The organism is Microbacterium sp. 10L49 (genome assembly GCF_056395125.1).
Genome location: NZ_JBFTIW010000003.1, coordinates 254,247 through 279,386, shown reverse-complemented (window position 1 = coordinate 279,386; position 25,140 = coordinate 254,247). Strand labels below are relative to the sequence as shown.

The 25,140-nt window shown below is 71.2% G+C and carries 23 protein-coding genes; 18 read left to right on the top strand and 5 right to left on the bottom strand.

Annotation, left to right across the window (positions count from 1 at the left end; all coding sequences use genetic code 11):
- The first annotated feature begins 39 nt into the window (after positions 1-39).
- Together AC1DCT_RS09205 and AC1DCT_RS09200 are read left to right on the top strand one after the other, a co-directional pair.
- Positions 40-1,269, top strand: coding sequence for an endo-beta-N-acetylglucosaminidase H (locus tag AC1DCT_RS09205; protein ID WP_477428704.1), 1,230 nt, complete (start codon positions 40-42; stop codon positions 1,267-1,269).
- Positions 1,266-2,876, top strand: coding sequence for a family 20 glycosylhydrolase (locus AC1DCT_RS09200; protein ID WP_477428702.1), 1,611 nt, complete (start codon positions 1,266-1,268; stop codon positions 2,874-2,876). The genes AC1DCT_RS09205 and AC1DCT_RS09200 overlap by 4 nt, the downstream gene beginning before the upstream one ends.
- 78 nt (positions 2,877-2,954) lie before the next feature.
- Here AC1DCT_RS09200 and AC1DCT_RS09195 read toward each other — a convergent pair whose 3' ends face one another.
- On the bottom strand, positions 2,955-3,536 hold the full coding sequence (locus AC1DCT_RS09195) for an HhH-GPD-type base excision DNA repair protein (protein WP_477428701.1): 582 nt from the start codon (positions 3,534-3,536) through the stop codon (positions 2,955-2,957).
- A 79-nt stretch (positions 3,537-3,615) separates the two neighbouring features.
- On the opposite strand from AC1DCT_RS09195, the gene AC1DCT_RS09190 reads away from it, so the two are divergent.
- From AC1DCT_RS09190 to AC1DCT_RS09180, 3 genes are read left to right on the top strand one after another with little or no spacing between them, the layout of a single operon-like run.
- The gene (locus AC1DCT_RS09190) at positions 3,616-4,086 is read left to right on the top strand and encodes an SRPBCC family protein (protein WP_477428699.1); all 471 of its coding nucleotides are present in this window, start codon (positions 3,616-3,618) and stop codon (positions 4,084-4,086) included.
- Positions 4,083-4,943, top strand: a complete 861-nt coding sequence (locus tag AC1DCT_RS09185; protein WP_477428697.1) for a metalloregulator ArsR/SmtB family transcription factor — start codon at positions 4,083-4,085, stop codon at positions 4,941-4,943. Before AC1DCT_RS09190 ends, AC1DCT_RS09185 begins: the two co-directional genes overlap by 4 nt.
- A 43-nt stretch (positions 4,944-4,986) precedes the next feature.
- Entirely contained in the window at positions 4,987-5,676 is a 690-nt protein-coding gene (locus AC1DCT_RS09180; protein WP_477428695.1) for an aspartate/glutamate racemase family protein, read from the top strand.
- A 59-nt stretch (positions 5,677-5,735) separates the two neighbouring features.
- On the opposite strand, the gene arr is transcribed toward AC1DCT_RS09180, so the two are convergent.
- From arr to AC1DCT_RS09165, 3 genes are all read right to left on the bottom strand, one after another.
- Positions 5,736-6,146, bottom strand: a complete 411-nt coding sequence (arr, locus tag AC1DCT_RS09175) for an NAD(+)--rifampin ADP-ribosyltransferase (protein WP_477428693.1) — start codon at positions 6,144-6,146, stop codon at positions 5,736-5,738.
- Positions 6,147-6,325: 179 nt separating this feature from the next.
- Entirely contained in the window at positions 6,326-7,660 is a 1,335-nt protein-coding gene (locus AC1DCT_RS09170) for a glutamyl-tRNA reductase (protein ID WP_477230248.1), read from the bottom strand.
- Positions 7,661-7,768: 108 nt separating this feature from the next.
- Positions 7,769-9,229, bottom strand: coding sequence for a hypothetical protein (locus AC1DCT_RS09165; RefSeq protein ID WP_477428691.1), 1,461 nt, complete (start codon positions 9,227-9,229; stop codon positions 7,769-7,771).
- A 285-nt stretch (positions 9,230-9,514) separates the two neighbouring features.
- On the opposite strand from AC1DCT_RS09165, the gene hemE reads away from it, so the two are divergent.
- The 11 genes from hemE to AC1DCT_RS09110 all read left to right on the top strand — a co-directional run bounded on the left by hemE (position 9,515) and on the right by AC1DCT_RS09110 (position 19,146).
- Complete coding sequence (gene hemE, locus AC1DCT_RS09160) at positions 9,515-10,567, top strand: uroporphyrinogen decarboxylase (protein ID WP_477428689.1); 1,053 nt, start codon at positions 9,515-9,517, stop codon at positions 10,565-10,567.
- On the top strand, positions 10,564-12,090 hold the full coding sequence (locus AC1DCT_RS09155; RefSeq protein WP_477428687.1) for a protoporphyrinogen/coproporphyrinogen oxidase: 1,527 nt from the start codon (positions 10,564-10,566) through the stop codon (positions 12,088-12,090). Before hemE ends, AC1DCT_RS09155 begins: the two co-directional genes overlap by 4 nt.
- A 153-nt stretch (positions 12,091-12,243) precedes the next feature.
- Positions 12,244-12,666, top strand: a complete 423-nt coding sequence (locus tag AC1DCT_RS09150; RefSeq protein ID WP_440734308.1) for a hypothetical protein — start codon at positions 12,244-12,246, stop codon at positions 12,664-12,666.
- Position 12,667: 1 nt separating this feature from the next.
- Positions 12,668-13,072, top strand: a complete 405-nt coding sequence (locus AC1DCT_RS09145; RefSeq protein ID WP_440734307.1) for a phage holin family protein — start codon at positions 12,668-12,670, stop codon at positions 13,070-13,072.
- On the top strand, positions 13,062-13,337 hold the full coding sequence (locus tag AC1DCT_RS09140) for a hypothetical protein (RefSeq protein ID WP_440734306.1): 276 nt from the start codon (positions 13,062-13,064) through the stop codon (positions 13,335-13,337). Before AC1DCT_RS09145 ends, AC1DCT_RS09140 begins: the two co-directional genes overlap by 11 nt.
- A gap of 98 nt (positions 13,338-13,435) precedes the next feature.
- The gene (gene hemQ / locus AC1DCT_RS09135; RefSeq protein WP_477428684.1) at positions 13,436-14,140 is read left to right on the top strand and encodes a hydrogen peroxide-dependent heme synthase; all 705 of its coding nucleotides are present in this window, start codon (positions 13,436-13,438) and stop codon (positions 14,138-14,140) included.
- A complete protein-coding gene (hemC, locus tag AC1DCT_RS09130) occupies positions 14,137-15,183 on the top strand; it encodes a hydroxymethylbilane synthase (protein ID WP_440734304.1) in 1,047 nt (348 codons plus the stop codon). Before hemQ ends, hemC begins: the two co-directional genes overlap by 4 nt.
- An 11-nt stretch (positions 15,184-15,194) precedes the next feature.
- Positions 15,195-15,989, top strand: a complete 795-nt coding sequence (locus tag AC1DCT_RS09125; protein WP_440734303.1) for a uroporphyrinogen-III synthase — start codon at positions 15,195-15,197, stop codon at positions 15,987-15,989.
- Positions 15,990-16,024: 35 nt separating this feature from the next.
- Positions 16,025-17,017, top strand: coding sequence for a porphobilinogen synthase (gene hemB / locus AC1DCT_RS09120; protein WP_477429646.1), 993 nt, complete (start codon positions 16,025-16,027; stop codon positions 17,015-17,017).
- Positions 17,018-17,145: 128 nt separating this feature from the next.
- Complete coding sequence (gene hemL / locus AC1DCT_RS09115; protein WP_477230255.1) at positions 17,146-18,468, top strand: glutamate-1-semialdehyde 2,1-aminomutase; 1,323 nt, start codon at positions 17,146-17,148, stop codon at positions 18,466-18,468.
- A 219-nt stretch (positions 18,469-18,687) separates the two neighbouring features.
- On the top strand, positions 18,688-19,146 hold the full coding sequence (locus AC1DCT_RS09110) for a hypothetical protein (protein ID WP_440734301.1): 459 nt from the start codon (positions 18,688-18,690) through the stop codon (positions 19,144-19,146).
- 85 nt (positions 19,147-19,231) lie between these two features.
- Here AC1DCT_RS09110 and AC1DCT_RS09105 read toward each other — a convergent pair whose 3' ends face one another.
- Entirely contained in the window at positions 19,232-21,787 is a 2,556-nt protein-coding gene (locus AC1DCT_RS09105; RefSeq protein ID WP_477428682.1) for an ATP-binding cassette domain-containing protein, read from the bottom strand.
- A 188-nt stretch (positions 21,788-21,975) separates the two neighbouring features.
- Between AC1DCT_RS09105 and AC1DCT_RS09100 the strand changes: the two genes are divergently transcribed.
- Together AC1DCT_RS09100 and AC1DCT_RS09095 are read left to right on the top strand one after the other, a co-directional pair.
- Positions 21,976-23,097, top strand: a complete 1,122-nt coding sequence (locus AC1DCT_RS09100) for an enoyl-CoA hydratase/isomerase family protein (RefSeq protein WP_477428680.1) — start codon at positions 21,976-21,978, stop codon at positions 23,095-23,097.
- A 209-nt stretch (positions 23,098-23,306) separates the two neighbouring features.
- The gene (locus AC1DCT_RS09095) at positions 23,307-25,034 is read left to right on the top strand and encodes an ABC transporter ATP-binding protein (RefSeq protein ID WP_477428679.1); all 1,728 of its coding nucleotides are present in this window, start codon (positions 23,307-23,309) and stop codon (positions 25,032-25,034) included.
- Positions 25,035-25,140 lie beyond the last annotated feature (106 nt).

The following is a 25,140-nucleotide window of genomic DNA, read 5'->3' as shown; positions in this document are numbered from 1 at the left end:
CTCCCACCACATGCAACGAAGCAGAGACGGAGAAAGACCATGAGCATTCCCCGATCCCTCCGGCGCGCCGCCGCGGGCACCGCCGTCGGTGCCGTGCTGGCCGCTGCCGTGCTGGCCGCCATACCGGCGGCCGCGGTCACCGCGCACGCCGGCAAGCCGATTCCCGCCGCCCCCGCCGACGCGGATCCGAAGCGCGTCGTGTACGTCGAGGTGAACAGCAACGACATGGCGAACGTCGCCGACTACACCCTCGAAGGCACCCAGCGTCCCGCGTTCGACATGGCGATGATCTTCGCCGCGAACATCAACTACGACGTGGCGAAGGGTGAGGCATATCTGTCCCTGAACGACCGCGTGACCGAGACACTGCAGGACGCTGAGCATCAGATCCGCCCGCTGCAGCAGCGCGGCACGAAGGTGCTGCTGTCGATCCTCGGCAACCACGGCGGTGCCGGGTTCGCCAACTTCCCGTCGCAGGAGGCGGCGAGCGCGTTCGCGGACCAGGTGGCGCAGGTCGTGCAGCAGTACGGCCTCGACGGCGTCGACTTCGACGACGAGTGGGCCGAGTACGGCAAGAACGGCACCGGCCAGCCGAACGACGCGTCGTTCGTGCAGCTCGTCACGGCGCTGCGCGCCAAGCTCGGCCCGGACAAGCTCCTCACGCTGTACAACATCGGACCATCGGCCGAGCGCACGGTCTACGACGGCGTGCAGGCGGGATCGCTGCTCGACTACGCCTGGAACCCGTACTACGGCGCGTGGGAGCCGCCGCAGATCCCCGGTATCGGTTCCGACCGTGCCGGTGCGGCTGCGATCGACCTCACTCAGCCCTCTCAGCAGGGTCTGGCGGCGCAGTACGCGCAGCGCACCGTCGACGAGGGCTTCGGCGTCTTCGTGACCTACAACCTCACGGCCGGCGATCACTCCGCGTTCCTCTCCGGGATCACCCAGCCGCTCACGGGGCACGCGACGGCGTACCGCGCGCCCTGGTTCGACGTGAAGGGGGCCGCCACGGCGACGTGCGCGGGCGGCCAGGTCAAGCTCACGCTCACCGCACGCAACGACGACTCTGCCGCGCTCGGGGTCGAGGCGCAGTCGCAGGCCGGATCCCGCGCCTTCGCGGACATCGCACCGGGCGCGAGTCGCACGGTCGTTCAGCGCTTCGGCGCGGGCATGACCGCGGACGGACTGGCACGCCTGCGCGTGACCGCCGCGGACGGGCGCACCAGCACGATCGAACTGCCGTACGCAGTGCCTGCCTGCTCGTGACCCATCTGGAGCGGAACGACGTGGGCTGGCGGGCGATCCCGCAGCCGACGTCGTTCCGCCCCACCGGCGGGGGTTGGGCGCCGAAGCGGGTGCGGGTCGTGGCGGCCACGACGGCCCTTCGTCGCGAGGCCGCGCGGATCGAGGCCGAGCTGGCGGCCGTGGACATCGCACCAGCGAATACCGCCGCCGATCCCGCGCTGCGACTCACGCTCACGCCGCTGGCGGCGGAGCGCCGGGGTTCCCGGGTCGAGCTCACGCCATCGACCGGCGCACCCCCGGAATCGTCGAGCGAAGACCGGCGCAACCGGCGTGAGGCGAAACGCGACGCCCTCTCCGACGAGTCGTTCCGGATCCACATCGCCGATGACGTGACCATCACCGCCGCGTCGCCGGTGGGCGTGTTCCGCGCGACCCGGCAACTGCTGCACAACCTCCGCGCTCAGGGCGCGGTGCCGCGCGGGGTCGTGATCTCCATGCCGGCCGTCGCCGAGCGCGGGCTGCACCTGGATGCGGGGCGCAAGCACTATCCGGCCGCGTGGATCATCGAACAGCTGCACGCCGCGGCGGACATCGGCGTCAACGTCTTCCAATGGCACTTCTCCGAGAACGAGGGCTTCCGGCTGGAGTCGAAGGCCTTTCCCGAGATCGTCTCCGCCGACCGGATCACCCGGGCCGAGGCCGCGGAGATCGTCGCGACCGCCCGCGACCTGCACATCGACCTGGTCCCGTCGCTCGACATGCCGGGTCATCTGCGGCATGCGCTCTGCGCGCACCCCGAGCTGCGGCTGCCGGAGGCGGCAGGGCTCGACACCGATCACGCCCTCGACATCACGCGTGAGGATCCGGTCCGCTTCGCGCTCGCCCTGATCGACGATATGACCCCGGTGTTCCCGCACAGCACGCGCTGGAACCTCGGCGGCGACGAGTTCGTCGACTTCGATCGCATCGCCGAGTACCCCGCGCTCGCCGCGGCGGCCGTCGAACGCTACGGCGCGGACGGCACCGGATTCGACCTGCTCACGGCGTTCGTCAACCGCGTCGCCGCGCATCTGCGGGAGCGCGGCTTCGGGGCGCGCGCGTGGAACGACGGCCTGCTGCGCAGCACCGCGGAATGGCTGGATGCCGAGGTCGTGCTGACGTGGTGGACGAACTGGAACGCGCACATGCGCCCGGTCGCCGATGCGGTCGCCGCCGAGCATCGGCTGGTCAATGTCAACGATGCGCTGCTCTACTACGTGCTCGGCGAGAACGCGGGCTACCGCTACCCGACGGCGGCGCGGATCTGGCAGGCGGACTGGCATCCCGGATTGTTCCCGGCCCTGTGGGGGTCCGAGGGGCAGAGCACCGTGCGGCAGGAGCTGACGCGTCCGTATCCCGCGCTGCTGCTCGGCACCCTGTTCGCCGTGTGGTCGGATCGGCCGGATGCGCAGACGCCTGCCGAGGTCGCCGAAGGGATCCGCGGCCCGCTGCGTGCGATGGCGGAGCGGGCGTGGAATGCCGGATCCGCCCTGTCGCTGGAAGGGTTCGCGACGCTTGACGCCGCGATCGGAGAGCCCCCGGTCGTTGAGCGAGCATCGGCGCAGCCGAAGCGAGACGAAACGCGGTGATCTCGCGAGGTGGCGACGTTTCGTCTCGGCCTCGCTCCGCTCGTCCTCGCTCAACGACCTGGAGGGGTCGGATCCCGGTCAGCCCTTGGCGGCGGCCTTCATCGCGCGCTTGTGCTCGCGCACCTTCGTGAGCGACTCGGGCGAGACGATGTCGGCGACCGAGCGGAAGGATCCGTCCTCGCCGTACGGCGCGGACGCCTCGCGCCAGCCGGCGCCGGTGTAGCCGTACTGCTTGCCGAGCAGGGCGAGGAAGATCTTGGCCTTCTGCTCGCCGAACCCCGGCAGCGTCTTCAGACGGCGCAGCACCTCGGCCCCGTCGGGAGCGTTCCCTGCCGCGTCGGGCGCGGTCCACAGGTTCGCGGCTTCCCCGCCCCAGTCATCGACGAGCACCTGGCACAGCGTCTGCACGCGCGCGGCCATGGACCCCGGGAAACGGTGCACCGACGGCGTCTGCTTGAACGCGGCGAGGAACTCGTCAGGGTCGTAGCCGGCGATCGTCGCCGCGTCGGTCGCGCCGGTGCGCTGCTCGATCTTGAGCGGTCCGGCGAACGCGGTCTCCATGGCGACCTGCTGATCAAGCAGCATGCCCACGAGCAGCGCGAGAGGGTTGTCCGACAGCAGAGCGTCGGCGGCGGTGTCTCCGGTGATGTGAAGGGCCATGGATCCAGTCTCGCATCGCCCGAGGATTCTCCTGAGAAAGTGATTGACATATTCGTCTAGACGAATGCATCATGGATCCATGAACGAGATCATCGAACGCAGCGTCTCCGCCTCTCCGCAGCGTGTCTGGGAGCTCTGGACCACCCCCGAGGGGATCTCGCGCTGGTGGGCGCCGGACGGCTTCCGCACCGACGTGACCGCCCTCGACCTGCGCCCCGGCGGCGCGCTCGAGTACACGATGACGGCCGTCGCGCCGGAGCAGGTGGCCTTCATGGAGCAGAACGGGATGCCGCTGTCCACGGCGTCGCGCAAGCGCTTCACCGAGATCGAGGAGCCGACGCGGCTCGCCTACGCCTCGATCATCGACTTCGTGCCCGGCCAGGACGAGTACGAGCAGCTCACCGAGGTCGAGCTGCACCCGGCAGAGGACGGCGGTACCCGCATCGTCATGCACGTGGAGCCCTTGCACGACGAGGTGTGGACGCAGCGCCTGCTCGCCGGTCGGGCGAACGAGCTGGACAACCTCGCCGCGCTCGTCGCCGCGGTATGACCGCCGGATCCGCGGGGTCGGCCACGCCGCTCACCCCGCACGCAGCTCCCGATCGCGGTCCTGGCGGCGGGTCCGATCCCCAGCGCGCCTTCGCCGCGATGGGCGAGCCGACCCGGTACCGCATCCTGGAAGTCCTCGCCGCGAGCCCCGCCACGGTCGGCGGCGTGGCCGAGGCCATCGGCGCGCTCCAGCCGCAGACCACGAAGCACCTCCAGGCGCTCGAGGCGGCCGGCCTGATCACGATCCACCGACTCGGCCGCCGCCGGGTGGCGAGCCTGAACCGGAGCTCCTTCGCGATGCTCGCCGCACATCTCGGGGGATGGGCGCAGACCGGCCCCGACGATGACGCGCTGCAGGCTTACGATCAGGCGATCGTGCAGACGCAGGCGGATCCTGGACAGGACCGGAGCGTGACGTTGCGCGCCGCGATTCATGGGCCTGTCGACGCGGTGTGGCGCGCTTGGACCGACCCGCAGATCGCCGCACGGTGGTGGGCGCCGCCGCTTTTCGACGTCCGTGAGCTCGCGATCGCTCCGGAACCGGGTGCGCCGATCCGCTTCACGCTCGGCGAGCCGGGAGGCGCGATCTATCGCTCGGAAGGAAGCGTGCTCGAGACCGATCCGGGACGATCGCTCGTTTTCGCGCTCGCGCCGGTCGACGAGACGGGTGCGCCGATGTTCGACGCCGTGCACACGGTCTCCTTCAGCGGCGATGACGCCGCGACGACGGTTGAGCTGCACATCGAGGCGACCGCAGTCCAGCCCGGTGCGGTCGCCGCGGTCGCGGGGCTCGAGCCCGGCTGGACCCAGCTGCTCGCCGCGCTCGCCGCGCACTTCGGCGCCGGATCCGTGGACTGAGCGGGTGGCGACGCGTCCTCGGATCCGGCAGTAGCGTGAAGGCATGCAGACGATCGGCGTCCTCGGAGGCATGAGCTGGGAATCATCGCTGGACTGGTATCGGCTCGCCAATGAAAAGGTCCGCGCAGAGCTCGGCGGCTTCCACTCCGCTCCCATCCTGCTCGACTCGCTCGACTTCGCAGAGATCGAAGCGATGCAGGCAACCGGAGACTGGGAGGCGGCGGGCGACGTTCTGGCCGCCCATGCGAAAGGTCTCGAGGCCGCCGGTGCGGGGCTCGTCGTCCTGTGCACGAACACGATGCACCTGGTCGCCGATCGGATCACCGACGCGATCAGCGTTCCTTTCCTGCACATCGCGGACACGACGGCGGAAGCGATCCGCGACGCGCAGTTGCGGACGGTCGGCTTGCTCGGAACCGCCTTCACGATGGAGCAGGCCTTCTATCGCGACCGCCTCGCCGTGCACGGGATCACCACGTTGATCCCGGACACGGAGGATCGGGCGATCGTGCACGGCGTCATCTACGACGAACTCGTGCAAGGCATCGTCACCGAGGAGTCACGGCAGAAGTATCGCGACGTCATCGCGAAGCTGGTCGCCGCGGGGGCCGAGGGCATCGTCCTCGGCTGCACCGAGATCGAGCTCCTCATCAGGCAGGAGGACGCACCGGTGCCGGTGTTCCCGACGACGGCGCTGCACGTCGCGGCCGCCCTGAAAGCCGCCGGTCTCTGAGCACCCGTCATCGCGACGCTCCGACGGAGAGCGCCTGTCGCGTGTGCTGATCGTTTCGGCTAGTTGATGATCTCGCCGCGCTCGTCGGCGAGAAGCGATGCCAGGCGGTCGCGCCAGTCCTGCAGCGCCTCGGGCGTCAGGCGGGTCCAGTCGTCGACCTCGGCGACCACGCGGAGCGGATCCGTGCTGCGGTAGGAGCGCGTCGGGTTGCCTGGGAACTTCTTGTCGGTGACGTTCGGGTCGTCCTCGAACTCCCCGGTCGGCTCGACCTGGTACACCCGGGGTGCGCCGTCGCCGGCGGCGAGCTCTGCGGCGAGGCCTGCCCCGTCGCGCAGCACGGTGAAGTAGATGTGGTTCATCACGATCTCGGGCCGGTAGTTCGACCGGAACCCCGCCGTGAGGAGCTCGCCGGGCTGCAGATCCGCCTTGGTGCCGTGGAAGAAGGGACCCTCGTCTGTCACGTTGCTCACCGTCTCAGGCTAGCCACGCCGGCCCGTTTCGTCGTGGGCCTACGTCGCGTCGCAGAAGGAACACGCCGCTCCGAAGGGGCCGGGAGCAACGGATTCCTTCTTTGACGACCGGGGCGATCGCCGCGGTCGGGTGTTCGCCCCCAGGCCCGGCGGTCACGAGAGACAACATCTCGGTCGGTTCAGGCAGTGGCGGCGTCGTCCTGCCGCGCCTCAACCTCGGCGCTCAGCCCGTACAGCGTCTCGACCGCGGCGATGAACTCGGATCCGCGTCCCTGTGCGGCGAGCTCGTGCGCGCGGCTGGTGGGGGTGTGCAGCAGCACCCCGGCGAGGTGGCGCATGGCCTGCTCGACCTGGCCGCCGTCGTCGCCGCGACGCCGGGCGCGCTCGATCTCCGCCTCGAGCAGCTCGAAGATGTGTCCGCGCAGGGCCACGACGGCCGGGGTGACGCTCTCGCGGGCGCCCACCTCGTGGAACGTCGCCGCGGCCGCGCGCACGATCGAGCGCGCGGCGTCGGTGGCCTGCAACTCCTCGAGCGGTGCGTGCAGGCGGATGGTCTCGAGGTCCAGCAGCGCGACGCCCTCGACGTCGGCGACGTCGGGAGCGACGTTGCGCGGCATGCCCAGATCGACGATCAGCTGCGTCGGTGCGGAACCGGCCGAGGGCCCGTGTCCCGGGATCGGGCAGTCGACCGTGGCCTCGTCGGGCGAGGGCAGCACCGTCAGCGCCGGACCCCGCCCCGCGCGCAGGATCGCGGCATCCAGCACCGGAAGCTCGGCGCTGGTGCAGGTGATCACGATCGTGGCGTGCGCGGCGGCGCGGGCGTACTCGGCCTTGGGCAGGGCGCGGATGCTGTGCTTCACGGCGAACGCGGCCCCGCGGCCGGACGGCGAGTGCACGCTGATGTCCTGAGCGCCGCGTTCGCGCAGCGTCGCCAGGGTCACGGCGGCGTACGCCCCGGTGCCCACGAGCAGCACGCGGGCGGCGCTCCAGTCGGCGATGCGGCTGTCGGCCAGCTCGAGGGCGAGGCGCACGAGCGAGCGGCCGGCGCGTCCCAGGGCGGTGTCGTTCTTGACCTTGCGCTGCGCCTCGCTGGCGCGCTGGAACAGCCGCTCCAGCTCGGGGGACGTGGTGCCGTGCTTGCGCGCCGAGGTCAGCGCACGGCGCACCTGGCCGGCGATCTCGCCCTCGCCCGAGACCACGGACTCCAGCCCCGAGGCGACGGAGAAGAGGTGCTCCACGACGCGAGCGCCGGAATGCACCGACGATGACGCGGTGAGCGTGTCGGCGGGGATCCCGCTGCGCTCCGAGACGGTGCTCAGGATCCGCGCGACGTCGGTCTCGTCCGCCGTGCCGTCGACGTCGACATAGGCCTCGAAGCGGTTGCAGGTCGCGAGCACGACGGCGCCCTTGGATCCTTCGGAGAGGGATCCAGCCAGGTCATCCGGGGTGCGACTGAGTCGTTCGAGGAGGTCGAAGGGGGCCGTCTTGTGATTGGCCGTGACGCAGAGCAGCACCCTGAGAGTTTACGCTCCCGGTGCTTTGCAGATCCTGGAAGGCGCCGCAGGGCGACATGCGGATCCCGAACCCGGCGGACGCGGATCCGGCTGTGGCCGCGATCGCCGCTACTGTTCGGCCATCCAGGCCCGCCAGTCCTCGATGCGGAGCCCCGGCGGCATGACCGTGTCGATCTCCTTGACGAACGGAGTCGTGCCGTCCGTCGTCAGCAGGGCGCGGTAGTCGGCGTGCTGCTGGTCGAGGAAGTAGAAGTACGACCCGGCCGTGAGGTAGGCCGTGTCCACTCGGGCGGAGTCGTCGAACGCCGCGGCGGAGACTGCGGCCGCTACGTCTCCATCGAGCACCGTCCGCCGCACCTCGCGGGTCGTGAACAACTCGTCGGAGGCGTCGGCGTACTCGGCCGCGACGGCCTCTGCATAGCCCTCGGAGAAGGCGCGATCGTCGGCCTTTGTGCCGTCAGCGGCGTAGGGGGCCGGCGCATAGGTGTTCTGCATGTAGTGCGCGAACTCGTGCGCGAAGACGTACCCGTCCTCGTCGAGCAGACCGTCCGGGCCGACGGCCGCGAGCCCGCCGCCGGGGTAGGGGCCGCTGGCGAGGCCGGGTACGTCTTCTGCCGTCCATCGGCTCGGCCGGTAGTCGAACCGGCAGAACCCCGCGACGCCGTCGGCGATGTTCGGACCGTACGCCGCACGGAAGTCGTCGTCGTTCTCGGTCACATAGCTCACGAAGCCGTCGAGCCGCGCCGTGGACCCGGCCCACTCGGGACGGGCGAGCACGTCCTCTGCCGCGGCCTCGGCCTCGGGGATGCGGTCCGTCGCGAGGGCGGCCTCGTCGGCGTCTGCGAACAGAGCGACCCGCTCTCCGCGCGCGACCGCGATCTGCTCCTCTCGGTCCCAGGGCATTTCCGACACCGCGCGCAGCGCCGTCAGCTTCGAGTCCGACCCCGTCCCCCTGATCGTCGCGTCGTACACGAAGGTCGCGAGCAGCTCCCCGCCGAAGCCGGTGCCGTTGTCGGCGGCGATCGCGTGGAAGCCGCCGAGCTGCATGTTGAACGCGAGCTGCACGGATCCGGTCGCGTCCGTCGCCTCGGCCACCCCGATGGTCCAGCCCAGCTTCTTGGTCTCATCCCAGATCGCCGCCAGATGCTTCGCGACGAGCCCGTCGCCCGCCGCGACGAACGCCGCGCGGTCGTTCTCCTGCATCGCGGCGCTCAGCCGCATCGTCACGTTGTCGTCCCAGGCGTCGGCGCTCGTCGACGAACTGTCCCCGGTGGCGGCCGAACCGTATGGGGACTCCTGCGGGATCGCTGCGAGGACGGCGACTCCGGTGACCGTTGCACCCCCGACGGTGACTGCGATCGCCACGACGACGGCGACGGCCCACAGCCAGCCACGCCGGAGGCGGGACATCGGAGGGCGCGTGGCGGGGCCGGCCGCCGAGCTGGGCGCTGTCGCCAGGCCTGATCCGCTGCCGAAGCGCGGAGCGGGGAAGCCGTGATCGCCCGAGCGCGGGCCGGGGGCGCCGAAGCGGAGGCCGGGGAAGCCGTGGCCGCCGGGAGCCGATGTCACGGGCGGGGTCGCTGCGTCCAATGGCCTGCTCTTTCGCGTGGTGCGCGGTGCGCGGCATCGCGACCGGGGACGGCGGATCCCTGTCCAGCATTCTGCTGCCTGGCCCTGCGGCGCGCCAAGCGCGGTGATGACGTCAGTGCGTCCGCCGACCGCCGCCGCGTTCGCCAGTGCGCCCGCCACCCGCCACCCGCCGACCGCCGTCGCGTTCGCCGCGAGGCCGGAATCCGTGCGGGCGACGTCCGGATCCTCATGAGCCGCAAAGCAGCGGCGGGGGAGAATGGATCCATGCCCCTCAACGACGCACCCCTGCTGCGCGCCCTCGCCGGAGACCGTCCCGAGACCACCCCGGTGTGGTTCATGCGCCAGGCAGGCCGTTCGCTGCCCGAGTACCGCGATCTGCGGGTCGGCACCCGGATGCTCGACGCCTGCCTCACGCCGGACCTCGCAGCGGAGATCACGCTGCAGCCGGTGCGCCGGCACAACGTGGACGCGGGCATCTTCTTCAGCGACATCGTGGTGCCCCTGCGGCTCGCCGGCGTCGAGGTCGAGATCGAGCCGGGCCGCGGGCCGGTTTTCGCGGCGCCGGTGCGCACCGCGGCTGACGTCGACCGGATCACGGCGATCGACCCCGCGTCGCTCGACACGACGCAGATCGCCGAGGCGGTGCGGCTCGTGGTGGCCGAACTCGGCGACACCACGCCGCTGATCGGGTTCGCCGGAGCGCCCTTCACCCTCGCCGCCTACCTCGTCGAGGGCGGGCCGTCGAAGGAGCACCTGCGCGCACGGGCGATGATGCACACGGATCCTGACTCGTGGAACCGGCTCGCGGGCTGGCTCGCACAGATCTCGCGGACCTTCCTCGACGCGCAGCACGCGGCCGGAGCGAGCGCCGTGCAGCTCTTCGATTCCTGGGCAGGCTCCCTCAGCCCCGCCGACTACCGCGCTTTCGTCGCGCCGCACTCGGCCGCCGCGGTCGACGGCATCGACGCTCCGGTCATCCACTTCGGCGTCGGCACGGGGCCGTTCCTCGCCGACATGCGCCTGGACGGCCGCGCCGACGCGGTCGGGGTCGACTGGCGCCTGCCGCTGGACGAGGCCGTGGCCGTGCTCGGCGACGACGTGACCGTGCAGGGCAACATCGACCCGGCGCTGCTCACCGCGCCCTGGCCCGTGCTCAAGGCGCACGTCCGCGACGTGCTGCGCCGCGGCACCGCCGCCCGCGCGCACATCCTGAACCTCGGCCACGGGGTGCCGCCCGAGACGGATCCCTCCGTGCTCACCCGGATCGTCGAGCTGGTGCACGAGGTGCGGGTCGAGTCGGCGGTCGCCGGGCGATGACCGCACCGGATCCGGGGTCTTCGCCCGCCGTCGAACCGCACGCTCCTGAGCTCGCCGAGAAGGCCGCGCGCCTGCGGGTCGCCGTGATCGGCGGCGGAGTGGCGGGCCTTGTCGCGGCGGAGTCGATCGCCGCGATCGGCGCGCACGCGACGGTGTTCGAAGCGCAGGATCGGGCCGGCGGCGCCGTGCGGGCCGGCGAGGCCGACGGGATCGTGTTCGACGCCGGCGCCGAGAGCTTCGCCGTGCGCGGCGGTCACGTGCGTGCACTGCTCGCCGAATTCGGACTCGACGATCGGGTGGTGTCGCCGGAGCCCGGCGGCGCCTGGGTCGCGGGCATCCCCGGCGGCGCCGCGCCGCTGCCCCGAGGCGGGCTGCTCGGGATCCCCGCGAATCCCTTCGCCGAGGACGTGCGCCGGGTGATCGGGTGGAGCGGCACCTGGCGAGCCTGGCTCGACCGTCTGCTGCCGCCGCTCACGATCGGCCACGACCACAGTCTGGGTCGTCTCGTGCGCAAGCGCATGGGCGCCAGGGTGCTCGACCGCCTCGTGGCCCCGGTCAGCACCGGCGTGTACTCCGCGCACCCCGACGACATCGACGTCGACGTGGCAGCCCCGTCTCTGAACGCGGCCCTCACCCGCGCCGGCTCGCTCTCCGGCGCGGTCGCTGAGATCACCGGCGGATCGGGCAAGGCACCCGGTGCGGCGGTGCAGGGTCTCACAGGCGGCATGTCGGGCTTCGTGGACGCGCTGATCGCGCGTATCGAACTGCTCGGATCCGAGGTGCGCACGGGCGCTCAGGTCGAGGCGCTCGAGCGTGATGACCTCGGCTGGACCGTGCGCCTCGCCGAGCAGGAGCAGGAGCAGGAGCAGGACGGTGTCGTCGCGGACGGCCTCGGCACCGAGCCCGCCGACGGCCTTGCCCGCTTCGACGCGGTGATCGTCGCCGCCGACGAGCCCACGGCACGCCGGCTTCTCGCGCCACACGTGCCGGAGCTGGCCGCGGTCGCTGGCGGAGCATGCCCGCGCATCGAGATCGTCACGCTGGTCCTCGACGCCCCCGAACTCGCCGTCGCCCCGCGCGGATCCGGAGTGCTCACCGTTCCCGGGTCGCATACAGCGAAGGCCCTGACGCACAGCACCGCGAAGTGGGCCTGGTTGCGCGAGCGGGCCGGCAACAGGCAGGTCGTCCGGGTGTCGTTCGGCTCCGCGGGCGAAGAGCCGGCGACCGCCGCCCTCGACGACGAGGCCGCCGCGTCCCTCGCGCTCGCCGAGGCCTCGGCCCTGCTCGGCGTCGAGCTGAGCGCCGCGCAGCTGCGGGGCAGCCACCGCGCGCGTTTCGTGCAGGCGCAGCCCTCGGCCGTGCGGGGAGCGGCCGAGCGCCGCACCGAGGCGGCGGCCGTGATCTCCGCGGTGCCGGGCGTCGGCGCGACCGGGGCGTGGCTCAGCGGCACCGGTCTCGCGCAGGTCGTCCCGCACGCGAAGGAGGAGGCGGAGCGGATCCGTCACGCCCTCCTCTGGGGCTGACCCCGGCGGAAGCGGCCGTGGTCCGCAGGTCGGCTGCGGGAGGACGCCGCACGTGGACCGAGCGAAGTCAACCCCCTCCGCCCGATAGATGCCGAAAACGGAATACAGGGTTACGCTGGAGATCCGCAGAGACCGCAATCGTGAGGAGACCCCATGAAGGGGAAGATCGGACTTGTCGTCGGACTCGGCGTCGGATACGTGCTGGGCACTCGCGCGGGGCGCGAGCGCTACGAGCAGATCAAGAAGCAGTGGCTCAAGGTCTGGCACCTCGACCCCGTGCAGGCGCAGGTGCACAAGGTGCAGGACTTCGCGAAGACGCAGGCGGCCGCCGTGCCGCAGGCTCTGTGGACCGGCGCCGTGAAGATCGTCAAGGCCGCCACGTCCGACGGAACGCCGGGTCAGCGCGTGGACTCGACCATCGCGAGCGGCAAGACCGTCGCTGCGGAGGTCAAGCAGGCGGCGGAGGAGACCGTGGCAGCTGCGGAACAGAGCGCCGCCGCGGCGGAGAGCAAGACGAAGCCCCGCACGTCTTCGGGCGCGAAGGCTGCGCCGAAGAAGCCGACCACGGACGCCTGACATGGCCGGCAACTTCCGGGATCGCGCCGACGACAGCCTGCTGACGCTGCTCGGCGACCTTCCCGACCTCGTCAGCAATCTCGTCAAGGCCGAGATCGACGCGGCCAAGACCTGGATCTCCCGCACCGCCAAGGACGCAGGGATCGGCAGTGTCTGGTTCCTGGTCGCACTGTTCTTCCTGTTCTGGACCGTGCCGGTCATCCTCGTGTTCGCGATCGCCGGCCTCTCATCGTGGTTCCCGGTCTGGCTCTCCGCGATCATCACGTTCGGGATCCTGCTGCTCGCCGTGGTCGTGTTCGCGCTGCTCGGAATCGTGAAGTTCCGCAAGGTCCTGCGCCGGGAGAATCCCGCACAGGCCGTCGCCACCGACGTCCGCATCGTGAAGGAGGCCGGCAATGGCCGTTGACCCGGTGAACATCCCGCGCACGGCCGTGCCCGCAGGGATCGTCGATCCCGTCGCCTCGGCCCGTGCCGAGCTGAAGGCGGCGCTGCTCGCGATCGAGGAGAAGGGCAACGTGCCCCGTCGTCTCGAGAAGGCGACCGTCGAGGGCAAGGTGAAGCTGCGCGCGTTCGCGCGGCGCAACCCGGTCGGCGCCATGGCCGCGGCTGTCGGCGTGGCTGCGGTCGTCGGCGGCATCGTCTGGGCCGTCGCCCGCAGCATCGCACGCTGACTTTCTCCGAGTCGTCCCCCTGAGCGCGGTCTATAGGTCGCCCTCAGGGGGACGACTCGGATTCTCCGCCACATAGCTGGAGGGGGCAGACTGGATCCATGGCTGAAGCTGCAGAAACGCCCGTGCTCGCCGCCGACTCCGACGCCTCGCCCCAGGGTTTCACCCTGTGGGCCGTGTGGCGCCGCGACCCCTCCGCTCCCGTGGTCGAGTCCGACGCCACCGAGCTGGAGGACATCGTCCGGCACATCGAGGACGGCGGGATCTCCGTCCGCGGCTTCTACGACGTCTCCGGCCTGAAGGCCGACGCCGACCTCATGGTGTGGCTGCACGGACCGAACCCCGAGGAACTGCAGAAGGCCCTCCGGCGCCTCCGGCGCACCGAACTGCTGCGCACCCTGCTGCCGACGTGGAACGTGATGGGCGTGCACCGCGACGCCGAGTTCAACCGCGCGCACGTTCCCGGCTTCCTCCGTGGCGTCGAGCCGAAGGACTGGCTCTGCCTGTACCCGTTCGTGCGCACGCCCGAGTGGTACCTGATCGAGGAGGACGAGCGCCGCCGCATGCTCGCCGAGCACGGGCGCAAGGGCGCGGCCTTCCGCAGGGTCATCGCCAACACTGTCGCGGCCTTCGCGCTCGGCGACTACGAGTGGCTGCTGCCGCTCGAGGCCGACGACCCGACGGAGCTCGTCGACCTCATGCGCGACCTGCGCTACACCGATGCGCGCCGCTACGTGAAGGAGGAGGTGCCCTTCTACACCGGGCGCCGCCTGCGCCTCGAGGAGATCCCCGAGGTGCTGCAGTGACCCCTTCGACGGGTTCAGGGAGCGCGGGCGTCATCCGCCTCGGCACGCGCCGCAGCGCCCTCGCGCAGGCCCAGTCGGGGCACGTCGCCAAGGCGCTCGAGGCGGTCTCGGGCCGTCGGGTCGAACTCGTCCCGATCACGAGCGAGGGCGACACCAACCGGGCGTCCCTCAGCGAGATCGGCGGGCAGGGCGTGTTCGCCACGGCCCTGCGCGATGCGCTGCTGCGCGGCGAGTGCGACATCCTCGTGCACTCCCTGAAGGACCTGCCCACGCAGGTGCCGGACGGACTCGTCATCGCCGCGATCCCGGCTCGCGCCGACGCCCGCGACGTGGCCGTCACCCGCGACGGCACGCCCCTTCACGAGCTGAAGGGCGGATCCACGATCGGCACCGGATCTCCGCGCCGAATCGCGCAGGTGCACGTGCGCAACCCGCGCCTGCACACGGCCGATCTGCGCGGCAACGTCGACTCCCGGCTGCAGCGCGTGGCGTCGGGCGAGCTCGACGCCGTGATCCTCGCCTCCGCGGGACTCAGCAGGCTCGACGGGGATCCCCTCGGCGAGCTGAAGGCCGAGCCGCTCGGTCTCGCCGAGTGGCCGACGGCGCCCGGCCAGGGAGCGCTCGCCGTGGAGACCACCGTCGACGCTCCGGCAGAGCTTCTGGCCGCGCTCGCCGCCCTTGACGACGAGGCCACCCGCATCGCCGTCACCGCGGAACGAGCAGTGCTGGAGGGGCTGGATTCCGGCTGCCAGGCGCCGATGGCCGCGCACGCGGAGATCGTGGACGGCGACCTGCGCGTGCGAGCCGTGGTCTACGCGCCGCACGACGGCTGGCGGATCGGGATCGACGTCACGGAGCCGCTGCATCCAGACTCCGTGAAGGCTGCGGCACCGGGCGAGGAGTATATTCGTCCCAACGGCAGTGGCAACGGTGCGGACTCTGCCGATGGTGCGGACCCGATCAGCGCATCGCGCGCGATCGGGTTGTCTGTTGCCCGTCGGCTGCTCGAACGTGGGGCGGCTGACCTCATTCCGCGCCCCTGAATCCGATGATGATGACTGAATCGAAGCAAGAGGCCAAGCCGTTGACGGGTTGGCGTGTGCTCGTGCCGCGCGGAGGCCCCTGGGGCGACGGCGTCGCCGCCACTCTGCGCGCGCAGGGAGCGGTCCCCGTCGTGGCGCCCCTGATCAACTTCGCGCCGACGAACGACCAGGCCGCTCTCGATGACGCGCTCGCGAAGCTCGCGAACGGCGAGTTCGACTGGCTCACCATCACGAGCGCGACCACGGTCGACGTGCTCTTCGCGCACCGCGCCGAGATCCCCGTCTCCACGAAGATCGCCGCCGTGGGTGAGACCACGGCCACGGCGCTCGCCGCCGTCGGCTATCACGTCGACCTCGTGCCGGAGGACGACAACTCCGCCGAGGGAATGGCGGCCCAGCTCATCGCGCTCGAGCCGGAACCGAAGCGGATCCTGACGCTGCGCAGTGAGATCGCCAAGCCCCTGCTCACCAAATCGCTGATCAAGGCGGGCCATCACGTGTCCAGCGTCGTCGCCTACCGCACCGTCGGCGTTCCGGTCACGGAGCGCATCATGCGCGACGTGCAGAACGGCCGGATCAACGCGATCCTGGTCACGAGCGGATCCGTCGCCGAGCAGGTGCGCGAGCAGTTCCCGGACATCCCGGATTCCACGTTGCTCGCCGCGATCGGGCCCCGTACCGCGAAGGACGCCAAGAGGGCGGGCCTGCCGATCACGGTGGTCGCCGACACGCAGACGGTCGACGCGCTCATCGACGCGGTCGCCCAGTTCACCCTCCCGCACGCGGCCGACGAGTTCGCCCCGTGACCGGCGGACTTCGCTCTGATGCCGCCGCCGCCGGGCTGGGCGCATCGGCCGGCTTCCCCGATGTCCGCCCACGCCGGCTGCGGCAGTCCGCCCCGGTGCGCTCCCTGGCGCGCGAGACGGATCTGCTTCCTCGGCACCTGGTGCTCCCGGCCTTCGTGCGCGAGGGACTGACGGATCCGTCCCCGATCGGATCCATGCCCGGCGTCGTGCAGCACTCGCTCGACTCCCTCCGTCGCGCCGCCGTCGAGGCGGCCGAGGCGGGCGTGACCGGGATCATGCTGTTCGGCGTGCCCGCCGTGCGCGACGCCACAGGATCCGGTGCCGATGATCCGGACGGGATCCTCAATGTCGCCACCGCCGCGCTGGCGGCGGAGGTCGGCGACGCCCTCGTCGTGCAGACCGACCTGTGCCTGGACGAGTTCACCGACCACGGTCACTGCGGCGTGCTCGCCGCCGACGGCTCCGTCGACAACGACGCGACGCTGGAGCGGTACGTGGCGATGGCGCTCGCCCAGGCCCGCGCCGGATCGCAGCTGCTCGGGCTGAGCGGCATGATGGACGGACAGACCGCCGCGGTGCGCCACGTTCTGGACGCCGAGGGCTTCCAGAACGTGCTGCTGCTCGGCTACGCGGCGAAGTACGCGAGCGCGTTCTACGGACCGTTCCGCGAGGCCGTCGACTCCCAGCTGCAGGGCGACCGCCGCACGTATCAGCTGGATCCGGGCAACCGCCGCGAGGGCGTGCGCGAGGCGCTGCTGGACGAGGCCGAGGGTGCGGACATCGTCATGGTGAAGCCCGCGATGGCGTTCCTCGACGTGCTGCGCGAGGTGCGCGACGCCGTGCGCGTGCCGGTGTGGGCGTACCAGGTTTCGGGCGAGTACGCGATGATCGAGGCCGCGGCGCAGAACGGCTGGCTCGATCGCGAGCGCACGATCCTGGAGTCGCTGCTGTCCATCCGCCGTGCCGGCGCCGACGTCGTGCTGACCTACTGGGCGACCGAGGCCGCCCGCTGGCTCGCCCGCGGCTGAACCGGGCCCAGGTGCTTTCGAAGCGCGCAAATGGCTCCATTTCGGCTTCGGATAGAGCCATTTGCGCGCTTTGAAACGAGGAGGACCCGCCGACATCCGGGCACAGGATCCTCCGGGAGAATGGATCCATGACCGACCGCAATGACGTCCTGTTCGATGCCGCCCGTGCCGTGATCCCCGGAGGGGTGAACTCCCCGGTGCGCGCCTACGGGTCGGTCGGCGGCACGCCGCGGTTCCTGGCGAGCGCGTCCGGCGCGACGGTCACTGACGCGGCCGGCACGACCTACCTCGACCTCGTCGCGTCCTGGGGCCCGGCGCTGCTGGGGCACGCGCACCCCGAGATCGTCGCGGCCGTGCAGGAGTCGGCCACCCGCGGGCTGTCGTTCGGCGCCCCGACCGAGGGCGAGGTCGAGCTCGCCGCGCTCATCGCCGACCGCGTGCGGCACGGCGACGTGCGCCCCGTCGAGCGGGTGCGGCTGGTCTCCACGGGCACCGAGGCGACCATGACCGCGATCCGGCTGGCCCGCGGCGTGACCGGCCGCGATCTGCTCGTCAAGTTCGCCGGGCACTACCACGGGCACTCGGACGGGCTGCTGGCCGCGGCTGGATCCGGTGTCGCGACCCTCGCCCTGCCCGGATCCGCGGGTGTCCCCGCCCCGATCGCCGCGCAGACGCTCGTCATCGACTACAACTCCCCGGAGGCGCTCGCCGCCGTGTTCGCCGAGCACGGCGACCGGATCGCGGCTGTGATCGTGGAGGCCTCCGCGGCGAACATGGGCGTGGTGGCGCCGCAGGCCGGATTCAACCGGCTCATCGCCGAGACCGCGCATGCGCACGGCGCTCTCATGATCCTGGACGAGGTGCTCACCGGCTTCCGCGTGCACGCGGCCGGCTTCTGGGGCCTGCAGCAGGCGGCGGGCGAGGAGTACCTGCCCGACATCATCACTTTCGGCAAGGTCGTGGGCGGGGGCATGCCGCTCGCGGCGCTCGGCGGGCGTGCCGAGGTCATGGACCGGCTGGCGCCGACCGGGCCGGTGTATCAGGCGGGCACGCTGAGCGGGAACCCGCTCTCGGTCGCCGCGGGCCTGGCCACCCTGCGCCTCGCGACCCCGGACGTGTACGCGCGGATCGACGCCGCCGCAGCCCGGCTGTCCGCCGCGCTCGACAGCGCGCTCACCGACGCGGGCGTGGAGCACGCCGTGCCGCGCGCAGGCAACCTGTTCGGCGTGGCCTTCGCGGCCGAGGCCCCGCGCGACTACACCGAAGCGCAGGCGCAGCAGGTCTTCCGGTACGCGCCGTTCTTCCACGCCATGCGCGAGCAGGGCGTGGCGCTGCCGCCGAGCGTGTTCGAGGCCTGGTTCCTCACGGCCGCGCACGGCGAGGCGGAACTCGCAGCGATCGAGGCGGCGCTTCCCGCGGCCGCTCAGGCCGCGGCCCGGGCCACGGCCTGACCCCACGGACGCGGATCCCGTCCGGCATCTCCGCTCACTGGTCGCGAATTGCGACTTTGAGCGAGCGAAAGCCGCAATTCGCGACCAGTGAGCAGGACCGAGTGGACGAGAGCGCCGTCATCGCCGGACCGCGGATTGTGGATCACCGCCAGTGGGATCGTTGCCGTCCTGTGAGGTGCCTCGCGGGCGGATCCGGGTCGGCGCTGGCAGACTGGGGGAATGGTGACGCTGCTGCTGGATCGGACCCGCCTCGAGGTGGAGCTCTCTCCGCTCGAGCGCGCCGTCTCGTTCCGCCGCGACAACCTGCACATCGCCCGCGAGTCGATCGTCAAGGTGCAGCTCACGGATGACGCCTGGACATGGTTGCGCGGCGTCGGCAGCCCCGGCACGCATGTGCCGCTCGTGCTCGCCGCCGGCACCTGGAAGTCGGCGAACGGCGATGACTTCGTGCTCATCCGGCGGCACAAGCCCAGCGTCGTGATCGACCTCGAGGGCGCCGAGTTCCAGCGGCTCGTCCTCACGACCCGGCACGGTCTGGCGCTCGCGCAGGCGCTGCGGCTCGATGCGACCTCCGAGCTCGCGGAGGTCACCGACATCGCCGCGACCGGGGCGATCCCGGTCGTGGAGCCCGCGGGCAAGCCCAGGCGCAAGCGCAAGCCTGCGATCCGCCCCGCCTGATCCACCCGACTCGCAGGTTGGGGGAACGACGGAGCGGCGACCGTCTTCTCAGACGATCGCCGCTCCGTTCCTGCTTCGGCCCCGGTCAGTGCCCGTGGTGGTCGCCGTCGTGGCGCTCCCCATCGTGGTTCTGCTCGTCGTGGTTCTGCTCGTCCTGGCTCTGCTCGTGCTGTGACCCGTCGCGCTGCTGGTCGTCCTGCGGCGCCGACTCGTCGTGCGCAGCGGACTGCTCAGCGGACTCCTCGTCGCCGGCCGGACCGGGCGTGTAGGAGGGAGCGTCGTCCGTGAAGAACGCGCGGGCCGCGGCGGCGAGGGACGCGCTGACGGCCGCGGCGCGCGGATCCTCGTGCTGGTCGATCTCGCCCTGCGTCACGTCCTCGAGGTCGTCGTCATCGTCGGGCGACTCGTCGAGGATGACCTGGATCTCCTGTGTGCGCCCCTCGGCGAGCGCCGCGAAGATCTCGATCCCGGCGATCTCGGTGGTCTCCGTGCTGGGCTCCGGCGTGGCGAACTCGTCGTCGGCGGAGGGTGTCGTGATCACGGTCGTCGCCGCCGTGGGGGCGTCGTCGATGCGGTCGTCGCGGTCGTCCGCGTCCGGCTCCTGGCTCTCGGAGTGGTCCTCGCCCTCGGCGGTCTCGACGTCGGAGGTCTGCGGGGCCGACGGCACGCCGGTGATCAGGTCGTCGAAGGACACCGGCGCGGCGTCCGGGATGGTCAGCGCGGCGGTCTCGAAGGATCCGAGTGCTGCGGATCCTTCCTCGCCGGCGTCGGCGGCGTGGGTGAGAGGGGCTTCGTGCTCGTCGGAGTCCTCGTCCTGCCGCGCCTCGTCCGCGCTGTCCTGGGCCGCGTCGCCCGGCGTGTAGTCGGCGTCGATCGGGGCGGTCAGCGCGACGCCCGCCGCGATGGCGGTGTCGTCGTGGGCGTCCTCGGACGACGCGGAATCCTCGTCGGTGCGCTCTGCCTGGTCCTCGACGCCGGTCTCCGCTTCCGCATCCTCGGTCGACTCCGACTCGGACTGGTCCTGCTCGCCCTCGTCCGCCTGGACATCCGTGTCGGTGTCGCCCTCGGCGGATCCGTTCTCGCCGGAGGCGTCGGTGCCGGAGGCGTCGGCCTCCTCCTCGCCCTGGTCCGATCCGGCCTGGTCCGATCCGTCCTGGTCCGATCCGTCCTGGGTGGAAGCGCCTTCGTCGGAAGCGCCTTCGTCGGAACCGTCCTCCGGGGACCCGTTCTCCTCGGAGTCGGAGTCGGAAGCCTCGTCCGCGCTCTCCGCATCGTTCTCGTCGGTCGCGGGAGCCTCGTCCTCGGGCACACCCTCGCCGCCGTCGATCGCAGTCTCGGCGCTCTCGGACTCGGCGCCCTCGGTGTCCGTGCCGGCCGTCTCGGATCCCTCGTCCTCGGATCCTTCGTCCTCGGATCCTCCAGCGTTCTCGTTCTCGTCGGCTGCCGACTGCGCCGCGGCGAATTCGGCAGCCTCGCGGCGCGTGGTCGGAACCGCGGCAGCGCCTTCCGCCGGGGCGGCCGCGCCCGCGGCGTCGAACAGGCCGGCGACACCGGCGCTCGCAGCGGCCACGACCGGCACGGCCGCGGCCGCGCCGAACAGTCCTGCGGACGGGATGCCGTCGGCAGTCGCCGGCTCTTCGGCGCTCTCGTCGGAGGCATCCGCCGTGGAACCGGAATCGGCCGTGACGGGCGCCTCGGTCGCCGCCTCCGGTGCGCCGACGACCGGCATCGCGCCGGTTGCGGAGTCGCGACGGCCGTGCACGAGGTCGAGGAAGACCTCCTCGAGGCTCGGTCCGCGCTGCAGCAGCGTGGTGAGCGCGAGGCCGGCGGACGCGGCGACCGCGCCGACGGCGGCGGCGTCGGTGTTGTGCACGGTCAGGCCCGAACGCAGCACGTCGAAACTCAGCCCGGCGTTCTGCAGGGAGGCGGCGAGCGCCGCACGGTCGTCGGCGTCGACGACGACGGATCCCGTGGTCGGGTCCGAGAGCTTGCCGATGCTGTCGGCGTAGACCAGGCGGCCCTTGGACAGCACCAGCACGTTGTCGGCGATCTGCTCGATCTCGCTCAGCACGTGCGAGGAGACGAGAACCGTCCGGCCCTCGTCGGCGAGCTGGCGCATGAGCAGGCGCATCCAGCGGATGCCCTCGGGATCCAGGCCGTTCGCGGGCTCGTCGAGTACGAGGGCGCCGGGGTCGCCGAGAAGGGCCCCGGCCACGCTGAGCCGCTGACGCATGCCGAGCGAATAGGCGCCGATCCGGGTCTCGGTCTCGTTCTGCAGGCCCACCAGCTCGAGCACTTCCTGCACGCGGGAGAGGGGGATGCCGTTCGCCTTCGCCGCAATCGTCAGCTGGCGCGGCGCGGTGCGGCGGGGGCGGTAGACCGCCTCCTCGAGCACAGATCCGATCGTGCGCAGCGGGTGGCGCAGCTCGGAATGGGCGACGCCGCCGATGGTGGCGGTGCCCGTGGTCGGACGGATCTGCCCGATCATCATCCGCAGTGAGGTCGTCTTGCCGGCGCCGTTGGGCCCGAGGAACGCGGTCACCGCGCCGGGCTCGATACGGGCGGAGAGGTCGTCGACAGCGGTGAGAACGCCGAAGCGCTTCGTCGCATGCGAGAACTCGAGCACTTGTCCGTCGGTCATCCGCGGCCTCTCATAGATACAGCAGTACCCCTCTATCCTGCCGGATGGGGAGGGAAAACGCAGGTTGATCCGGGGCATTCCGCCCAATGCGGGGGCCGCCGCGCCCGCGATGCGGAGGCACGCTCGTGCTCCCTCCACCCGGTCGTCGGCACCTCGGACGGAGCGCCGTGCGCGGTAACGTGGCATCCGTGAGCACCGTCGAAGACGCCCAGGGATCCGCCGCCGCAGACGCCGAGGTGCTCGTGCGCACAGAGGGAGCGCTGGGCTGGATCACGCTGAACCGGCCGCGCGCGCTCAACGCCCTCAACGTCGGGATGATCCGCGCGGTGCACGCAGCGCTCGATGCCTGGCGCGACGACAGCGACATCGAGATCGTCTACATCGACGGAGCAGGGGAGCGTGGCCTGTGCGCGGGCGGCGATGTGCGCGAGCTGCACCGCCAGATCACCGCGGGACGCAGCGCGGACACGGTGGAGTTCTTCCGCGAGGAGTACGCGATGAACGCCGCGATCGCCGAATACCCGAAGCCCGTCGTTGCGATCGCCGACGGCATCACGATGGGCGGCGGCATCGGCGTCGCAGGGCATGCGGCGATCCGCGTGGTCACCGAGCGCTCGCAGCTCGCGATGCCCGAGGTGAAGATCGGCTTCACGCCCGACGTCGGCGGCACCTGGCTGCTCGGCCGCGCCCCTGGCCGGCTCGGCGAGTTCCTGGCCCTCACGGCGGGGACGATGAACGGCTCCGATGCGCTCTACGCGGGGTTCGCCGACTTCTGGGTCCCGTCCGAGCGGCTGGACGCGCTGCGCGACGCGCTCGCACACCGGGCGGATCCGACCGGGCCGAGCGAGATCGTGATGCTGTTCGACGAGACGCCGGATCCGTCACCGCTGTCCGCGCAGCAGGCATGGATCGACGAGGCGTTCTCCGCCGACACGGTGCCGGAGATCATCAGGCGCCTCCGGGCGCTCGCGGATGCCGGGCAGGTCGACACGGCCGTCCCGGGCGAAGGCCCCACCCCCGCCGACACCGCAGACCTGCTCGAGTCCCTCGCGCCGACCGCGCTCGTCGTGACGCTGGACGCCGTGCGCGAGGCCCGCGTGATGGACTCCGTGCGCGACGCGCTGGCGGGGGAGTACCGACGGGTGCTGTGGTTCGTGCACCACCACCCCGACCTCGTCGAGGGGATCCGCGCTCAGCTGGTCGACAAGGACCGCAATCCGCACTGGGATCCGCAGACCCTCACCGACCTCGCCCCCGATGCCGGTGCCGAGGCGCGGGGCTACGTTCCCCCGGTCCCGCTCTGGAGCTGACGCGCGCTTCTCCGGGCGCCCGGGTTTCTTAACCGGATCCGGAAATCTCCACGCGAGCAGGGATTCGTTTCGCCCTCAGCGAAGATCTGAGTCGATCCTCCTCAAGGGGGATGTGAATGTCCGTGCCGCGTGGCAGGGTGTTTCGTGGTCGTTTCTCGACTCATTCCGCTTCCCCTGGGGAAGTCCGCTCCCACAAGGAAAGTCCGCCCGTGCTCGGAAAGATCCTCTTCCGCTATCTCAAGCGCTACAAGTGGCTGCTGCTCGGTGTGCTGGTGTTCCAGTTCGCGAGTGCGTATGCCTCGCTGTCCCTGCCGCGCCTCAACGCCGACATCATCGACAAGGGCGTCGCCAACGCCGACACCGCCTACATCTGGTCGCACGGCGGGTTCATGCTCGCCGTCTCGCTCGGGCAGATCATCGCCTCCGTGATCGCGACCTACTTCGCCGCGCGCGCGGCGATGAGCATGGGTCGCGACCTCCGCGCCGACGTGTTCGCCCGCGTCAGCGGCTTCTCCGAGCGCGAGGTCTCGCAGTTCGGCGCCGGATCGCTGATCACCCGCAACACGAACGACGTGCAGCAGGTGCAGATGCTGGCGATGATGGGCTCGACGATGTTCGTGACCGCGCCGTTGCTCGCGATCGGCGGCATCATCTACGCCCTGCAGACCAGCCTCCAGCTGAGCTGGGTCATCGCCATCTCCGTGCCCGCCCTGCTGATCGTGGCCGGCATCATCATCGGCCGCATGGTCCCGCTGTTCCGCAGCTACCAGGGCAAGCTCGACAACGTCAACCGGATCATGCGTGAGCAGCTCACCGGCGTGCGCGTCGTGCGCGCGTTCGTGCGCGAGCGCATCGAGGAGGAGCGCTTCCGCGGCGCCAACACCGACATCATGGTCGTCGGCCGCAACGTCGGCTCGCTGTTCGTGCTGCTCTTCCCGCTGTTCATGCTGATCATGAACGTGACGATCGTGGGCGTGATCTGGTTCGGCGGCGTCGAGGTGAACAACGGCACGGTCGAGGTCGGCACGTTGTTCGCTTTCATGCAGTACGTCGGCCAGATCATGTTCGGCATCATCATGTCCAGCTTCATGGCGATGATGATCCCGCGCGCCGCGGTGTCCGCAGAGCGCGTCGGCGAGGTGCTCGACGCCGAGCAGAGCATGACGCGACCGGAGAACGGCGTGACGTCGTTCCCGGTGCCGGGATCCGTTGCCTTCGACGACGTCTCCTTCACGTACCCGGGCGCCGAGTCGCCGGTGCTGCACGGGATCAGCTTCGCGGCGGAGCCCGGTGAGACCGTCGCGATCGTCGGATCCACCGGCGCGGGCAAGACCACGCTGATCTCGCTGATCCCTCGACTGTTCGACGTCACGGGGGGCGCCGCCGTCGTCGGCGGCACCGACGTGCGCAAGGCCGATGTCGACGCGTTGTGGAAGAGCATCGGACTCGTGCCGCAGCGCCCGTTCCTGTTCAGCGGGACGATCGCGTCCAACCTGCGCTACGGGCGTGAGGAGGCGACCGACGAGGAACTGTGGGCCGCGCTCGAGATCGCGCAGGCGAAGGACTTCGTCTCGGAGATGCCCGACGGGCTGGACTCGACCATCGCCCAGGGCGGAACGAACGTGTCCGGCGGTCAGCGCCAGCGGCTCGCGATCGCTCGCGCGATCATCCACCAGCCCGAGATCCTCGTCTTCGACGACTCGTTCTCGGCGCTCGACCTGACCACCGACGCCCGGCTGCGCCAGGCGCTGTGGCGCGAGCTGCCGCACGTGACCAAGATCGTGGTCGCGCAGCGCGTCTCGACCATCACCGATGCCGACCGCATCGTCGTGCTGGAGGGCGGGACGATGGTGGCCGCGGGCACGCACGAGCAACTGCTCGAGACGAGCGACACCTATAGAGAGATCGTCGAGTCGCAGCTGGGGGTGGACGCATGAGCCCTTCGACAAGCTCAGGGACCGAGGGCGTGGACAAGAAGGCCGCACGCGCCGAGCGCATGGCGCAACGCCGGGCGAAGTACGCCGGCGGATCGACGGCGACCGT

Bases quoted from the DNA above. Each gene is read 5' to 3' on its own strand.
- hemQ (WP_477428684.1), top strand. From the start codon at position 13,436: ATGGCTGAAGCTGCAGAAACGCCCGTGCTCGCCGCCGACTCCGACGCC.
- AC1DCT_RS09110 (WP_440734301.1), top strand. From the start codon at position 18,688: ATGGTGACGCTGCTGCTGGATCGGACCCGCCTCGAGGTGGAGCTCTCT.
- AC1DCT_RS09185 (WP_477428697.1), top strand. From the start codon at position 4,083: ATGACCGCCGGATCCGCGGGGTCGGCCACGCCGCTCACCCCGCACGCA.
- AC1DCT_RS09145 (WP_440734307.1), top strand. From the start codon at position 12,668: ATGGCCGGCAACTTCCGGGATCGCGCCGACGACAGCCTGCTGACGCTG.
- hemL (WP_477230255.1), top strand. From the start codon at position 17,146: ATGACCGACCGCAATGACGTCCTGTTCGATGCCGCCCGTGCCGTGATC.
- AC1DCT_RS09140 (WP_440734306.1), top strand. From the start codon at position 13,062: ATGGCCGTTGACCCGGTGAACATCCCGCGCACGGCCGTGCCCGCAGGG.
- AC1DCT_RS09155 (WP_477428687.1), top strand. From the start codon at position 10,564: ATGACCGCACCGGATCCGGGGTCTTCGCCCGCCGTCGAACCGCACGCT.
- AC1DCT_RS09195 (WP_477428701.1), bottom strand. From the start codon at position 3,536: ATGGCCCTTCACATCACCGGAGACACCGCCGCCGACGCTCTGCTGTCG.
- AC1DCT_RS09205 (WP_477428704.1), top strand. From the start codon at position 40: ATGAGCATTCCCCGATCCCTCCGGCGCGCCGCCGCGGGCACCGCCGTC.
- AC1DCT_RS09190 (WP_477428699.1), top strand. From the start codon at position 3,616: ATGAACGAGATCATCGAACGCAGCGTCTCCGCCTCTCCGCAGCGTGTC.
- AC1DCT_RS09105 (WP_477428682.1), bottom strand. From the start codon at position 21,787: ATGACCGACGGACAAGTGCTCGAGTTCTCGCATGCGACGAAGCGCTTC.
- AC1DCT_RS09150 (WP_440734308.1), top strand. From the start codon at position 12,244: ATGAAGGGGAAGATCGGACTTGTCGTCGGACTCGGCGTCGGATACGTG.
- AC1DCT_RS09180 (WP_477428695.1), top strand. From the start codon at position 4,987: ATGCAGACGATCGGCGTCCTCGGAGGCATGAGCTGGGAATCATCGCTG.
- AC1DCT_RS09125 (WP_440734303.1), top strand. From the start codon at position 15,195: ATGACTGAATCGAAGCAAGAGGCCAAGCCGTTGACGGGTTGGCGTGTG.
- hemE (WP_477428689.1), top strand. From the start codon at position 9,515: ATGCCCCTCAACGACGCACCCCTGCTGCGCGCCCTCGCCGGAGACCGT.